The organism is Streptomyces candidus (assembly GCF_014207445.1).
Lineage (GTDB): Bacteria > Actinomycetota > Actinomycetes > Streptomycetales > Streptomycetaceae > Streptomyces > Streptomyces candidus.
In genome coordinates, this window is record NZ_JACHEM010000015.1 from 139,830 (window position 1) to 152,617 (window position 12,788).

Here is a 12,788-nt window from a genome sequence, read left to right on the forward strand (position 1 = left end):
TGTCGAGGGACTCCAGACAGGTCGTACTCCATTCCGCAGTCCCAGGAAGCGATGGCCACGGCCACCAGCGACACGTCGTCCACGGCCACCGTCCAGCGCGTCGCGACCTCGCCGGGGTGACGATCAGGCCGCCGGCAGTCCGAGCAGGCTCCGCGCCACGCTCTGCGGTGTCTCGTCCCGCTCCCGTGCGAGTGCGATGACCGCGCGGCACGCCAGCTCCGTCACCCCGAACGACAGCGCCTCCGGCGACACCCAGCCGGCGGCCTCGTCACCGCGCTGCTCGTCGTCCTCCGCACAGGCGGCCACGTACACGGCCGCCGCCTCGAAGAGGTTGTGCCGGGGCTCCCGCTCCCGCGGTGTCCGCGCCCCCTGCCGGTCCGGCTCCTGGAGCGACCGGAAGAACTGCCTGACCCTGTTGAGCACCCGGACCACATCCCCATGAGCAGTAGATCGGCGGACCCTGCAAGTGTGCCCCCCACCCGTAGAGTTGAGTCTGCGTCAGCACTACGGCAGTTCGCACGGCAAGCGACCGCGACGCGGCGCGAAGGCAACGGAGGAAGGGACGCCCAGGCGTGAAGCGCTACGACCGGCTCAAGGAGATCCGACAGCTCGACCCGGAACGGGACTTCCTGCAGATCTACCGGATGACCGTGACCTACGAGTTCCCGTGGGACTACACCCGAGCCCTGGAACTGGCCCTCTACCGCACCTACGCCGTGCCCAGCATCGGCAGCCTTCTCGCCGAGACCGCCGAACTCACCGACCGCTCGCAGAAGCGCTACGACGACACCGCCCTCCTCCTGGACACCGTCCTCGAACACGGTTTCACCAGCGAGCAGGGGCGTACCGCCGTCCGCCGCATCAACGGGATGCACCGCAGTTACGACATCACCAACGACGACATGCGCTACGTCCTGTGCACCTTCGTCGTCGTCCCCAAGCGCTGGATCGACGCCTACGGCTGGCGCCGCCTTGGCGACCACGAGCGGCGTGCCGCCGCGGCCTACTACCGCACACTCGGTACGCACCTGGGCATCGAGGGGATCCCGGAGTCCTACGAGGAGTTCGAGCGCTGCCTCGACCGTTACGAGGCGGAGCACTTCGGCTGGGACGAGGGCGCCCGTAAGGTCTCCGACGCGACGCTCGACCTGATGGGCTCCTGGTACGGGCCCATGGCGCCCCTCGCGAGGGGCGCCAGCCTCGCCCTCCTCGACGACCCCCTGCTGAGGGCCCTCCGCTACGAGCGCCCGCACCCGGCGGCCCGCACGGCGGTCCGTGCCGCCCTGCGCCTGAGAGGACGCGCCGTACGTCTGCTGCCTCCCCGCCGTACCCCGCACTACGCCCGCCAGAACCCCGAGATCAAGAGTTATCCGAACGGCTACGAGGTCGCCGCGCTCGGCACCTTCCCCGTGCCGGGACTCCGCGGCTGCCCCGTGCCGCACTCCCGGCGCACCTCGTAGCCGGTGCCGCCCGCGGTCACGCGTACTCACCGAGGGCTTGGCCCTTCTGTCCCGCGCGGGTGGCCAGCACCAGGTAGCGGTTGTCCTTGTCCACGTACGAGCGCAGCCGCCATCCCGAACCCGCCAGCAGCGGACGCAGACGGGGCTCGGCCCGCAGGTCGTCCGAGGTGATCGGGCGTCCGTGCCGCGCCGCGAGGACGGCACGGCCCACCGGGTGGAACAGTGCGAGCAGCCCTCCCGGACGGACGACCCGGGCCAGCTCGCGCAGGTTCTCGTCGGGCCGAGAAAGGTGCGAGATCAACCCCGCGCCGAACACCGCGTCCAGCACCCCCGTTCCCAGCGGGAGCCGGGCCACGTCCGCCTGCACGAGCAGGGCGTGCCGCGCCCTGTCCTTCCGTACCGCCGCGTCCAGCATCTCCCGCGTCAGATCCGCCCCGAGTACCGTCCCCGACGCGCCGACCGCCTCGCGGAGGTACGGAAGTGCCCGCCCCGTGCCGCAGCCGGCATCGAGCACCGCATGGCCCGGACGCAACGCCATGGCGGCGACGGCTTCCTCGTACGCGGGGCCGTCGTCCGGGAAGCGCGCGTCCCACTGAGCGGCGCGGACGCCGAAGAACTCCTGAACCTGCCTGTGGTCATCGGTCATGTCCCCATGATCGCCCGGCCGCACCCCTACTGGCCCTGCGCGCCCGGTCGTCCAAGGTGCGCGGGTTCGAGCCCGTGCCGGCCGCCGGTACCTCCCGTCCCGTTCCGCCAGTGCCCCGGCTGTCGCCCCTCTCGCCCCGGACCGGCCGCCGGGGGCCCCTACTGCTTGCCGCCACGGCGACAGTGGGTAAGGCTTGCGGGAGACCAGGGGGACCGGGGAACGAAAGAACGGGGAGAGCCGAAGCATGGTGCTCAACAAGGGACTTGACTGGCTGCTCGACGACCTGACCAACCGGATCCACGAGGTCCGGCACGCACTCGTCCTCTCCAACGACGGGCTGGTCACCGGGGCGAGCTCGGGCCTGGAGCGGGCGGACGCCGAGCACCTCGCCGCCGTATCCTCCGGCCTGCACAGCCTGGCCAAGGGTTCCGGGCGGCACTTCGGGGCGGGGCGGGTGCGCCAGACCATGATCGAGTTCGACGACGGGGTCCTCTTCGTCACCGCTGCCGGAGACGATAGCTGTCTGTGCGTGCTGAGCGCCGCCGAGGCGGACTTCGGGCAGGTCGCCTACGAAATGACCCTGCTGGTCAACCGGGTCGGAGAACACCTCGGGGTGGCGGCACGTACCCCCGGAGTCTGAGTGACCTGCAACAACGCGCCCATTCCGGGAGTTTTCCACAGGCCGGGCGCGGATCGTGCCCGCGAGCTACGGTCGTCACCGAGAGTGTTCGTACCTCACGGGGAGGACCGTCATGGTCGTACAGGAAGTACAGCAGGGCCGGGGAGCGCGGGCGACCGTGCACGCGGCCGAGATGCACGGGACGGTCACCGCCGTCCGGGCCGCTCAGGAACTCGGCCTGCGACGGAGCGAATTCGATCTTGCGGTGCAACTCGGCCGCATTCGGACCGTCGCGGACGGCGACGGCGGACGGCGCCGGGTCGCCCACGAAGAGCTCGACCGGTTGCGGGAGTCGAACCAGCGGGCCACCCCGCTCAAGGAGCGGCTGCGGACGGCCGGCACCGCGCAGGGCGCGGCCCTGATGGGCATCAGCCGCTTCCGTTTCACCGCGCTCGCCCGTGGCGGGTACCTCAGTCCGGTCAGGTTCCACCTCAACCGGTACCGGGCGGTGGTCTGGACCTACCTCGTCGAGGAACTGACCGACCTCGTCGCCCGCCACCCCGAACTGCTCGTCGGCAACTACCCCAAAGCCCTGCGCGACACCCTCGATGCGGGCGAGGACCGCCGCCCCCGCAACTGGCGCAGCCGACGCCTCGGCCAGCTGCTCAACCGCACCGAGGACCCCTGGGAGCAGGCGGCGCTCTTCAGTTCCCTCCTTCCTCCGCACGAGACCGCGGCGTTGGTGCGCGGCCCGCAGGAGGCGCAGCGACTCGCCGGCCTCGGGGCCGGTCTCGTCGCCGCCGAACCCTCGTCACCGGCGGCCCGCGAGGCCACGCGGCGGCTGCTGGTGGCCGACGATCCGGACGAGATCGCGTGGATCAGGACGAGCCTGGCGCTGGCTCTGCGGGATGCACGGGCCCGCTGCCCCCTGTCCGGCCCGGACCGGAGCTCCGTCGACGCCGGACGTGCGACGGGTCTTCTCCTCAGGCTCCCGCGCCGCGCCCACTGGGCGGTCGGCCGGGCGAAGGTGCGCCACTGGATGATCCGGGTGGTGCGGGGAAACCAGCCGAACCGGGGGAGGGGAGAGGCCGCGGTCCCCGCCCGATGAGGCAGACTGGCCGACGTGTCGTCTCCTCGCCGTGTCTGCCCCGTGTGCCGCCGTGACATCGCGGTCGTCGCCGCGCGCTTCGCCCGCCACGACCCGTCCGGTGCGCGGGGCACGACCGAGCTGATCTCCTGCCCCGGGTCACGTACCACGGCACCCCTCGACCCGGCCGTGCAGCCGTCGCTCGACGGCTACGTCCCACCCGAGTTCCCCGGTCAGTTGCCGCTGTTCTGACCGTCGAGGTAGCTCCAGCGCCCGTCGTCCCGCAGGAAGCGGCTCACCTCGTGCTGGCTGCCGCGCTTCCCCTCGTGCACGTAGTGCGCGCGGAACTCCACCGTCCCCGCCTGGTGGAAGGCGCTGCCGTCCGTGGTGGTGAGAATGTCCAGCCCCGTCCACCGGTGGGTGGGGTCCAGGCCGAGCGTGCCGGGCCGGGTGGCCGGGTGCCACGTGCGGAGCAGGTAGTCGGCATCAAGGACCACGAACGCGCTGTAGCGCGACCTCATCAGCCGCTCCGCGGTCGTCGCCGCCGCTTCCCCGCGGTGGAAACGGCCACAGCAGTCCCCGTAGGACTGCGCGCGCCCACAGGGGCAGGGCGCGGCGGAATCGAACTTCGTACGAGAACGAGGCATCTTGGACATGCCTCCATCCTCCCCGACGCTCTCCCTGCGTCCCGGTCGCACCCCTGGCCGGCCTGCGGAGAACCACGCAATCCTCGTGCGGGCCCGGTCGCGTGCCCTCAGAGGCCGCCCCGCAGCTGCTCCCACTCCCGGCGTTCCCGTTTGGTCGGCCGTCCCGCGCCCCGTTCCCGTACGCCGACGCCGAGCGCCTCCCGGGGCGGACGCGGCGCGCTCCTGTCCACGTAGCACTCGGCGGCGGGCACGGCCCCGACCCGTTTGCGGACCAGCTGGGACACGACGACCACCCGTTCCCACCCCTCCTGCCGCACCCGTACCTCGTCACCGATGCGCACCGGCTGGGCGGGTTTGGCCCGTTCCCCGTTGATCCGTACATGCCCGGCCCGGCACGCCGCAGCGGCCGTGGACCGTGTCTTCATCAGCCGCACGGACCAGATCCAACTGTCGACCCGTACGGTTCCCGCATCCGAACCCATGCAGCCACCCTAATGCCGCCCCGGGCGGTCCGGGCGGCCTCGCCGGCGGGGAGCTCCGCACCCGGTCCGGTGCCCGTCGTCGTCCAGCCCGGTCGCGGGGGCCGCACTCGCTCAGGCAGGAAGCCGGTTGGGATGGGACATCCGCCGGGCCGCGCGGAGCAGCGCCTGGATCTGCGGCCCCGCCTGGTCCATGCCGGTCACGGGAGTGGGGAACGGCAGCCGGACGTCGCTGTGCGTACGCGGGTACTCCAGACGCAGTGTGATGCCCAGCCGGTCCAGGGCCAGCGGCATCGCCCGGGTCAGGTCCGCCGTCCGGGGCGTGGGGACCAGTCTCAGCAGCAGGGGAATCAACTCGGAGTGCGAGTCGAGGAGATGGGTCAGCATTCCCGCTTCGGACGCTGCCAGCGGATCAGGGGCGACCGCTTCCAGTTCGTCGAGGGTGACGTAGGCACGGCCGTCCGCGTCCTCGATGACCGCCTGCCCGAACTCCATGCAGGTGCTTTCGTCGGACTCCGCCGGTGCCCGGTAGGGGGCTGCGAGCAGTCCGGCGACGGTGACCCGGGCACGTACCCGGTCCCGCACCGGCGTGGGGGCGATGTCGGTGAACTCCAGGCGCACGGGGATGCGTTCGCTGCCCGGGGGCGGCGGGACGTCCGGTGTGGGGGCGTGGACGTGGATGCGGCTCATTACTCCCGCGCCGTCGAGCCGGCGCACCTCGGTGTGCAGGCCGTCGCTGACGACCGTCATCGAGTGCGCGGCGGCCAGGACGGTCCGGACGCGCTCGGCGACGGTCGGCTGCGGGGCGCGGGAGCGGGGCAGGCGCATGCTGAATCTCCATGAGGGCAGGACGGGCGCACCAGGGCGGCGACTTAGGTAAGCCTAACCTAATGGCGCGTGCCCCGGTAGGACCCGCCCGTCCCGTGTCTACTGGAAGCGCGCGGTGTCGCCCGCCCCCTCGCGTACGATCTCCGCCTCACCGCTGGAGAAGTCGACGACCGTGGTCGGCACCGTTCCGCAGTCGCCCGAGTCGATCACCGCATCCACCACGTGGTCCAGACGTTCCTTGATCTCCCAGCCCTGCGTCATCGGCTCCTCCTGGTCGGGGAGGAGGAGCGTGCTGGACAGCAGCGGCTCACCCAGGTCGGCGACCAGGGCCTGCGCGACGACGTGGTCCGGGATCCGCACGCCGACCGTCTTCTTCTTCGGGTGCAGCAACTGACGGGGTACCTCCTTCGTCGCGGGCAGGATGAACGTGTAACTGCCGGGCGTGGCCGCCTTGATGGCGCGGAACACCTTGTTGTCCAGCTGGACGAACTGACCAAGCTGCGCGAAGTCGTGGCACACGAGGGTGAAGTGGTGGCGGTCGTCGAGATTGCGGATGGAGCGGATCCGGTTGATGCCGTCACGGTTGCCGAGCTGACAGCCCAACGCGTAGCACGAGTCCGTCGGATACGCGACGAGGGCACCCGACCGGATGCTGTCGGCCACGCTCTTGATGGTGCGCACCTGGGGGTTTTCGGGGTGTACGTCGAAGTACTTGGCCATTTGGCGATTCTAAGTGATCAGTGCCTCCGGCCCCGGCCCCTCCACAGGCCCCCTCCGGCCGCCCACCGGCCTCGCGTCTGTGCGCCCACAACCCGTAAAGCAAGTGGGCACGGTCCTCGTCGACCGCCCCGACGAACGTCCGCCGGGCACGCCCCACGCCGCCCCCGCCCCACGCCGCCCGGCGACACCCCCTAGGCTTCCCCGGCACGGCTGCCGCCGCGACCGGGCGGCCCCACCCGTTCTCCCCCTTCAGGAGCCCTCACCGTGTTCGACCCCGCAGCGAGCCTTCCGTACCCCGACGGCCTCCACCCGGACGCCGCTCCGGCCCCGCACGCCCTGCTCGCCCCCGTGCTCGGCCTTCTGGGTACCTGGTCCGGGCGGGGGAGTGGCGAATACCCCACCCTCGCCGAGGACTTCACGTACGCCCAGGAGGTCACTTTCAGCCACGACGGCCGCCCCTTCCTCCACTATGAGGCCCGGGCCTGGCTTATCGACGCCGACGGGACCCCGCTGCGCCCCTCCGCCAGGGAGAGCGGCTGGTGGCGGCTGCGGCCCGACGGCCGGATCGAGGCCCTGATCACCCAGCCCACCGGCATCGCCGAGATCGCGATCGGCCACGCCGCCGAGGGCACGGTGGATCTGGCCACCCGAGAGGTGGCCCTCGCTCCTACGGCCAAGCAGGTCGACGCCACCCGCCGCCGCTACACCCTCACCGACGACGGCACCCTCGCCTTCGTCCACGACCTCGCCGCCGTAGGCCAGCCCCTGCAGCACCATCTCGCGGCGCAGTTGCACCGCCGGGACTGAGACGCCTTGCGTCCCCGACCGGTTCCTGAGGGACGGGCAACATGCGGGTCGATGAAGAAGACATGGCCGTCCGGTCATCACTTCGAGTGTCTTTGCGCCTGCTTCGGGCCACGTGTGGGGAGCCTGGACTGCGGAAGCGGCCTACGCCACGGCACAAGCCACTTCCTTGCGCATCCGTACGAGTGAAGGACTTCGCAACATGCCCCACACCCCCCGCAAGCGCCTCGCCGTAGCCGTCGCGGCACTCGCCCTCGGTGGCAGCCTCACGGTCCCGGCCGCCACCGCCACCGCCTCCACCGCCTCCTCCGTCACCAGCGTGCGTCTCCAGGGCACCGCTCCCGCATGTGTGTCCCGCGATGTCATCAAGCAGAAGAAGCAGGTGGTCGTCACCAACCGCTGCGGCAAAACCATGCACCTGAAGGTGGTCATCAACAACGGGCCCGACCTCAAGTGCTGGACGTACCAGAACGGCGAGGGCTTCCTGTGGAAGTGGAAGCTCGGCTCGTACGGCAAGATCGTCACCTGCTGACCGCGGCCCCCGAGTGACGCAGGCGGCCGCCGACACGGGATCCCCGGTCGGCGGCCGCCGTCCCATCAGTACCTTGAAGCTGTCCATCGGTACGGCGCCGAGGCCTGATCATGGATCCTGTTCGATCAAGCCCAGCGCAAGCACGGGCCCGGATCCGCGGGCCCCAGGAGGAAACCGCAGCAATGGCAGCAACCTTCAAGACCGTCATGGACGTAAGGCCCGAACACCTCGACCAGGCGAGAGCCGTCGACCACGTGTTTCAACAGGCGATCGCCCCGGCCACCGTCAACTTCGACTTCGGCCACATACGGGAAGCCGCAGCCGCGATCCCCGACAGCTCCATCGTGAAGCTCGTACGGGGCTGGGGGCTGCAGGAGACCGCCCCCGTTGCGGTCATGGCGCTCTCCCTCAAGGAGGCGGTGCGCCAGGCACTGCCCGGCGAGTTCGCCGACGCCTCCTTCTGGGGTGCCGTCGAGCAGGAACTAGTCGGCGCGTTCACCGGCCTCGCCGCCCAGGAGGGCGCGCCGGGCCTCTCGTACTACGAGGAAACCTCCGAGCGCACCAGCTACTACCGCGACCTCTTCTTCGCCCTCCAGAGCGAGGAGACCGGAGAAAACCTGTACGCGATGGCGCTCTGCACCGACGTGAGCGTGGACCTGGACCGAGCCGCCGCGGGTGCGCTGCGACTCACCGACATCGCCCCGTTCCGGATTCGGCTCAACGCCGTCGTCGTACGCCAGAAACTCCGCCTCGCGGCCTGACAGTTCCCAGGATCCCGTAGCACTTCGGCCCCGTAACGCACGGGAACCGCCCGGAGATCCTCGCGAGGCTCCCGGAGAGCCACACCGTCCCGCCGTCCCGGGCCGGTTCGGCCCACGGATGCCACCCCGTCGCAGCGGCCCCGCCACGTGCGGACAGCCCGAGCCCCCTTCGCGGGCACCGCCCCACGCGACGCGACGCGTCACGCAGTGCGGGGGCCCGGTTTCACCGCCTTCGACACGGCGGCCAGCAGGGTCTCCACCTCCGCACCCCAGCGGGAACTGATCACCAGGTCACGGTCCGGGTCCACCCACAGCAGGTGGCTTCCGCCGTTGCCGCGCGCACAGCGACCGGTCACCGGCGCGGCCGGCCACACCGTCCCTCCGTCGTTCAGCCACCAGGACAGCCCGTAGTCGGACTTCACCCGGCACGGAGTCCACATCTCCTCGATCCACCGGAGGGAGACGACCTGCCGGTCACCCCAGTACCCGCCGCGCAGGCACAGCCATCCGATCCTGGCCAGGTCGAGCGCGCCGATCCACAGCCCGCCACCCCAGTGCGCCCCGCCGGACACCACCGGCAGCCGCACACCGTCGAGGTCGACGAACGAGTCGCGGTATCCGTGCCAGGACCAGTCTTCGGACGCCCCGATCGGAGCCATGATCCGCTCGCCCAGCAGCTCGGGCAGCGGGCGGCGCACGAGCGCGGTCAACGCCAGGGCCGCGAGATTGACCCGCACGTCGTTGTACGCCCACCCCTCACCCGGCGGACCGCCCACCGTCTCCGTACCCTCCCGGCGGCCCTGCGCGTCGACGCCGACGGGCTTCCCCCACAGCTCGCCCTCCCACTGGCTCGTCTGATCCAGCAGATGCCGCCACGTGATCTCCCGCCCGTGCCCGTCCGCGAGCTCCGGCAGGTCCACGGCGGCGGACACCGGTTCGTCCAGTCGCAACAGCCCGTCGTCGTACGCCACTCCCGCGACCAGCGACAACACGCTCTTCGTCGCGCTGTACGCCATCTCCGCCCGCCCGGGGTCGCCCCACGAGGCGATGACGCTGCCCCGCCGCACGACCACGCCGCTCGCCCCCTGTCCGTCCAGCAACGGCCCCAGCACCTCGCGGTGCGAGACGTCCGACACCTGGGTGGCGAGATACGAGGCCATGTCCCCGATCCCGGGCACCGGCCGCCCCGCCTGCTCGCGGACCGCACGCGCCACGGCCTCCCCGTCCACGCCCTCCCACGGATCGGCCGCCTCGGCCCCGTTCTCCAGAAACGCCGCCGCCTCGTGCACGACAAGCCCCCTCTGCGATTTTCCGACGAACACTGCGACGAACAGAGCTCAGCTGCCGAGCAGCCTCGCGAGTTCGGTCCTCGACCGTACCCCCAGCGCGGCGAACACATTGCGCAGGTGGTGGTCCACCGTCCGCGGGCTCACCGACAGCCGGACGGCCACCTCGCGATTGGTCGCGCCCTCCGCCACATACCGGGCGATGCGGTGCTGCTGCGGGGTCAGCCCGGCGAGCGACGACTGCTCGGAGGCGGGCCGGGCGTCGACCGCTTCCCCCGCCGCCCGCAACTCCCCGGCCGCACGCTCCGCCCAGCTGCGCGCCGAGCAGCGTTCGAAGCCCACCAGCGCGTCCCGCAGCGGGCCGCGGGCCTCCCGGGTACGACGCCGTCGACGCAGCCACTGCCCGTACAGCAACTGCGTGCGCGCCCGCTCGAAGTCGCCGCCCGCACGGTCGTGATGAACCAGCGCCTCCTCGTAGCGGGCGGCCGCCTCCTCCGGCGACGCCAGCAGAGCACGGCAGCGCGCCAGCAGCGCAGGGGCCTGCGGGTCGGCGGTGCGCCCGGCCCACAGGGCGAACTCCGCGACGGCGGCCGCCGCGCCCTCCTCCGCCGCGGACGGCACACCGTCGGACCCGGTGCCCGCGCGTCCGGCGACCACGGCGGCCTCCACGTAGCACGGCACGGCCAGCATCCGGGTCGCGAAATGACCGCGCCGCGGCCCCGGCCGCACCAGCGGTGCGAGCCGGGCAGCCGCCTCGGCGGGCCGGCCGCGGGCCAGCTCCGCCCGGGCGACCGCCCAGGTGGCGAGGGTCGCCGCCTGCAGGAGACCGTGCGGACCTGCCCCGTCCAGGGCCGCGTCGAAGTGCGCGGCGCACGCCGCACCGTCCCCCTCCACCGACGCCACGAGCGCCAGCACGGCGTGCAGGTGGGCCGCGGTATTGGGCTGCCCGGTACGCCGGGCGGCCTGCAGTCCCTCCTGCGCGTGGGCCCGCGCCCTGGCATGCCGACCGGCCCGCAACTCGGCGTGCGCCAGGTGCTCCAGAACCTTCGGCAGCAGTACGTCGGGGCCCGCCGCACGCACAGTGGCGAGCGTCCTGGCACCCGTACGGCACGCCGCGTCGACCTCGCCGAGTACCAGCGCCGACACGACGGCGCGCAACAGCTCCGCAGGGTCCCCCGTGTCCTCGGCCGCCGTGAGATTACGACGCAGCAGCGCGTGCCCCTGGGCGGTGCGCCCGGTGAGCACCGCACACATGCCGGAGCGGTACCGCAGGACGGCCGGGTCTCCCGCGGACACCGGTATGCGCCCCAGGGCCTCAAGGTATGCCGGGACATCCCCGGTCGCCCAGGCGGCCTCGGCGGCGCCGAGCAGCGCCTCCTGGGCACGGCGCGGATCGTACGGGGCGAGCTGCGCGGCCGCGCCGAGCAGGGCCTCACGGGCGTCCGCGGCGGGACCGTCGCGCAGCAGGAGCAGTCCGCGCACGCACAGCGTCGCGCTGTGCCCGGCACGGGAACCGGGGCGGGCCAGTAGGGCGCGGGCCCGGCCGGCGTCGCCCGCGAGCCGGGCCTGCTCGGCGGCCTCGGCGAGGCGGGCGGCGCGCAGCGTGTCGTCGGCGGTGAGGCCCGCGGCACGGGCGAGCGCCGCCGACCGCTCGGCGTGCGGGCGCGGAGCGACGGCGCCCGCCGCCAACTGCCCCGCGAGCACCGCGTCGTGGCCGGTGGCCGCGCAGGCCCGCTGGACCAGCCGCGGCAAGGACGCCGAGCCCGTCAGCAGCGTGGCCAGCAGTTCGTGCACCGCCCGGCGCCGGGCCGGGGACGCCCGGTGCAACACCGCGCGGCGCAGCAGCGGATGGCGGAAGTGCACCCGGTCTCCGGCGAGATGGAGGGCTCCGGCGCTCGCTCCGGGATCGAGCAGGACACGCTCGGGCAGTGCGGGACCGAGCCCGGCACGCGCCGCCGCACGCACCACCAGCGCCACGTCCGCACCCGCGCCGTCCGGCTCGTGCTCCGCGGCGGCCGCGGCCAGCAGGAGCAGAGTCCAGACCTGCGGCGAGAGACCGTCCAGGAGCGCCGCATGGGCCCGCAACACGCTTTCGCCCCCGGGCAGCGGATGCGGAAGGGCGGTGCGTCCCGCCAACTGCCCGGGGGAGAGGCGGGCGGTGAGCCCGGCGAGCAGAAGCGGATTGCCCGCGGCCGCCCGCAGCAACTCGCCCCGCACCACCGGATCCACGCCGTCCGCGTCCTCGGTGAGCCGGTCCAGCAGAGCGGAGGCCGCACCCTCGTCGAGGGGGCCGGGCCGCACAACGGGCAGCCCGGCGAAGTCCGTCTCGTCCACGGTGCTGAGCAGCACGGCGACCCGGCTGCCCGCCCCCAGCCGCCGGGCCGCGAACCCCAGAGCCGCACGCGAGTCGCGGTCCCAGCTGTGGGCGTCGTCGACGCACACCAGCAAGGGCCGCTCGGCACCGAGTCGGCGCAGGAATTCGAGCAGAACACCCGGCGGGATGCCCGAGCGCAGCACCCGGTCGGCCGGTACGGGAAGCGGACTCGGCGCCGCACAGAGCAGGGCGTGCAGTCCGCTGTGCGGGAGTGACCGCTCGGAGGGTGCGGCGGTGACGTGCAGGGCCGCACCCCCCGAGTCCGCGTGGTCGGCGAGGGCCCGCCGCAGGAGCGCCGTGCGGCCCTGCCCGGGCGGGGCGGCCACGACGAGCGCACCGCCGTGGCCTTTCCTTAGCCGCCCCAAAAGGTCGTCCAGGACGGCGAGTTCACTGCTGCGCCCGTACAGCCGCAGTGGGTGGCGCACGGTCGTGGAGGAGATCACACGGTCACGTTACTTCCGCGTAAACAACGGCGGAAGACTCCCGTCCGGCTGTCGGGCAGGGTGTGGGACACGGTCCCAACGCACGCCGGTCCCGGCTGTGCA

Annotated in this window: 15 protein-coding genes; 7 read left to right on the top strand and 8 right to left on the bottom strand. The window is 72.5% G+C overall.

Annotation, left to right across the window (positions count from 1 at the left end; all coding sequences use genetic code 11):
* Positions 1 to 123 precede the first annotated feature (123 nt).
* Complete coding sequence (locus tag HNQ79_RS26285) at positions 124 to 432, bottom strand: hypothetical protein (protein WP_185035263.1); 309 nt, start codon at positions 430 to 432, stop codon at positions 124 to 126.
* A gap of 140 nt (positions 433 to 572) precedes the next feature.
* Here HNQ79_RS26285 and HNQ79_RS26290 point away from each other — a divergent pair, with 140 nt between their 5' ends.
* Positions 573 to 1,460 (top strand): oxygenase MpaB family protein, encoded by an 888-nt coding sequence (locus HNQ79_RS26290; RefSeq protein WP_185035265.1) that lies wholly within the window; start codon positions 573 to 575, stop codon positions 1,458 to 1,460.
* A 16-nt stretch (positions 1,461 to 1,476) separates the two neighbouring features.
* On the opposite strand, the gene HNQ79_RS26295 is transcribed toward HNQ79_RS26290, so the two are convergent.
* Complete coding sequence (locus tag HNQ79_RS26295; RefSeq protein ID WP_185035267.1) at positions 1,477 to 2,106, bottom strand: class I SAM-dependent methyltransferase; 630 nt, start codon at positions 2,104 to 2,106, stop codon at positions 1,477 to 1,479.
* A 244-nt stretch (positions 2,107 to 2,350) separates the two neighbouring features.
* On the opposite strand from HNQ79_RS26295, the gene HNQ79_RS26300 reads away from it, so the two are divergent.
* The 3 genes from HNQ79_RS26300 to HNQ79_RS26310 all read left to right on the top strand — a co-directional run bounded on the left by HNQ79_RS26300 (position 2,351) and on the right by HNQ79_RS26310 (position 4,064).
* Positions 2,351 to 2,746 (top strand): roadblock/LC7 domain-containing protein, encoded by a 396-nt coding sequence (locus HNQ79_RS26300; RefSeq protein ID WP_185035269.1) that lies wholly within the window; start codon positions 2,351 to 2,353, stop codon positions 2,744 to 2,746.
* Between the two features lie 112 nt (positions 2,747 to 2,858).
* Positions 2,859 to 3,833, top strand: a complete 975-nt coding sequence (locus tag HNQ79_RS26305) for a DUF6397 family protein (protein ID WP_185035271.1) — start codon at positions 2,859 to 2,861, stop codon at positions 3,831 to 3,833.
* 15 nt (positions 3,834 to 3,848) lie between these two features.
* Complete coding sequence (locus HNQ79_RS26310) at positions 3,849 to 4,064, top strand: hypothetical protein (RefSeq protein WP_185035273.1); 216 nt, start codon at positions 3,849 to 3,851, stop codon at positions 4,062 to 4,064.
* Here HNQ79_RS26310 and HNQ79_RS26315 read toward each other — a convergent pair.
* The 4 genes from HNQ79_RS26315 to HNQ79_RS26330 form a co-directional block, all read right to left on the bottom strand.
* The gene (locus tag HNQ79_RS26315) at positions 4,046 to 4,468 is read right to left on the bottom strand and encodes a YchJ family protein (protein WP_185035275.1); all 423 of its coding nucleotides are present in this window, start codon (positions 4,466 to 4,468) and stop codon (positions 4,046 to 4,048) included. The genes HNQ79_RS26310 and HNQ79_RS26315 overlap by 19 nt on opposite strands.
* A gap of 98 nt (positions 4,469 to 4,566) precedes the next feature.
* Positions 4,567 to 4,941: an Hsp15 family ribosome-associated heat shock protein gene (locus HNQ79_RS26320; protein WP_185035277.1), complete on the bottom strand. Its 375-nt coding sequence runs from the start codon at positions 4,939 to 4,941 to the stop codon at positions 4,567 to 4,569.
* 111 nt (positions 4,942 to 5,052) lie between these two features.
* A complete protein-coding gene (locus HNQ79_RS26325) occupies positions 5,053 to 5,766 on the bottom strand; it encodes a DUF2470 domain-containing protein (RefSeq protein ID WP_185035279.1) in 714 nt (237 codons plus the stop codon).
* A 99-nt stretch (positions 5,767 to 5,865) separates the two neighbouring features.
* On the bottom strand, positions 5,866 to 6,486 hold the full coding sequence (locus HNQ79_RS26330; RefSeq protein ID WP_185035281.1) for an L-threonylcarbamoyladenylate synthase: 621 nt from the start codon (positions 6,484 to 6,486) through the stop codon (positions 5,866 to 5,868).
* Between the two features lie 264 nt (positions 6,487 to 6,750).
* Here HNQ79_RS26330 and HNQ79_RS26335 point away from each other — a divergent pair, with 264 nt between their 5' ends.
* The 3 genes from HNQ79_RS26335 (at position 6,751) to HNQ79_RS26345 (ending at position 8,583) form a co-directional block, all read left to right on the top strand.
* Complete coding sequence (locus HNQ79_RS26335; RefSeq protein WP_185035283.1) at positions 6,751 to 7,293, top strand: heme-binding beta-barrel domain-containing protein; 543 nt, start codon at positions 6,751 to 6,753, stop codon at positions 7,291 to 7,293.
* A gap of 199 nt (positions 7,294 to 7,492) precedes the next feature.
* Positions 7,493 to 7,822 carry an alpha-amylase inhibitor gene (locus HNQ79_RS26340; protein WP_185035284.1) on the top strand — a complete coding sequence of 110 codons (330 nt, stop codon included), beginning with the start codon at positions 7,493 to 7,495 and terminating at the stop codon, positions 7,820 to 7,822.
* A 182-nt stretch (positions 7,823 to 8,004) separates the two neighbouring features.
* On the top strand, positions 8,005 to 8,583 hold the full coding sequence (locus HNQ79_RS26345) for a Type-2Aa cytolytic delta-endotoxin (protein WP_185035286.1): 579 nt from the start codon (positions 8,005 to 8,007) through the stop codon (positions 8,581 to 8,583).
* 200 nt (positions 8,584 to 8,783) lie between these two features.
* Here the strand turns inward: HNQ79_RS26345 and HNQ79_RS26350 are convergent, their stop codons facing one another.
* Positions 8,784 to 9,872: a serine hydrolase domain-containing protein gene (locus tag HNQ79_RS26350; RefSeq protein WP_229923670.1), complete on the bottom strand. Its 1,089-nt coding sequence runs from the start codon at positions 9,870 to 9,872 to the stop codon at positions 8,784 to 8,786.
* 48 nt (positions 9,873 to 9,920) lie between these two features.
* On the bottom strand, positions 9,921 to 12,686 hold the full coding sequence (locus HNQ79_RS26355; protein ID WP_229923669.1) for an AAA family ATPase: 2,766 nt from the start codon (positions 12,684 to 12,686) through the stop codon (positions 9,921 to 9,923).
* Positions 12,687 to 12,788: the final 102 nt, after the last annotated feature.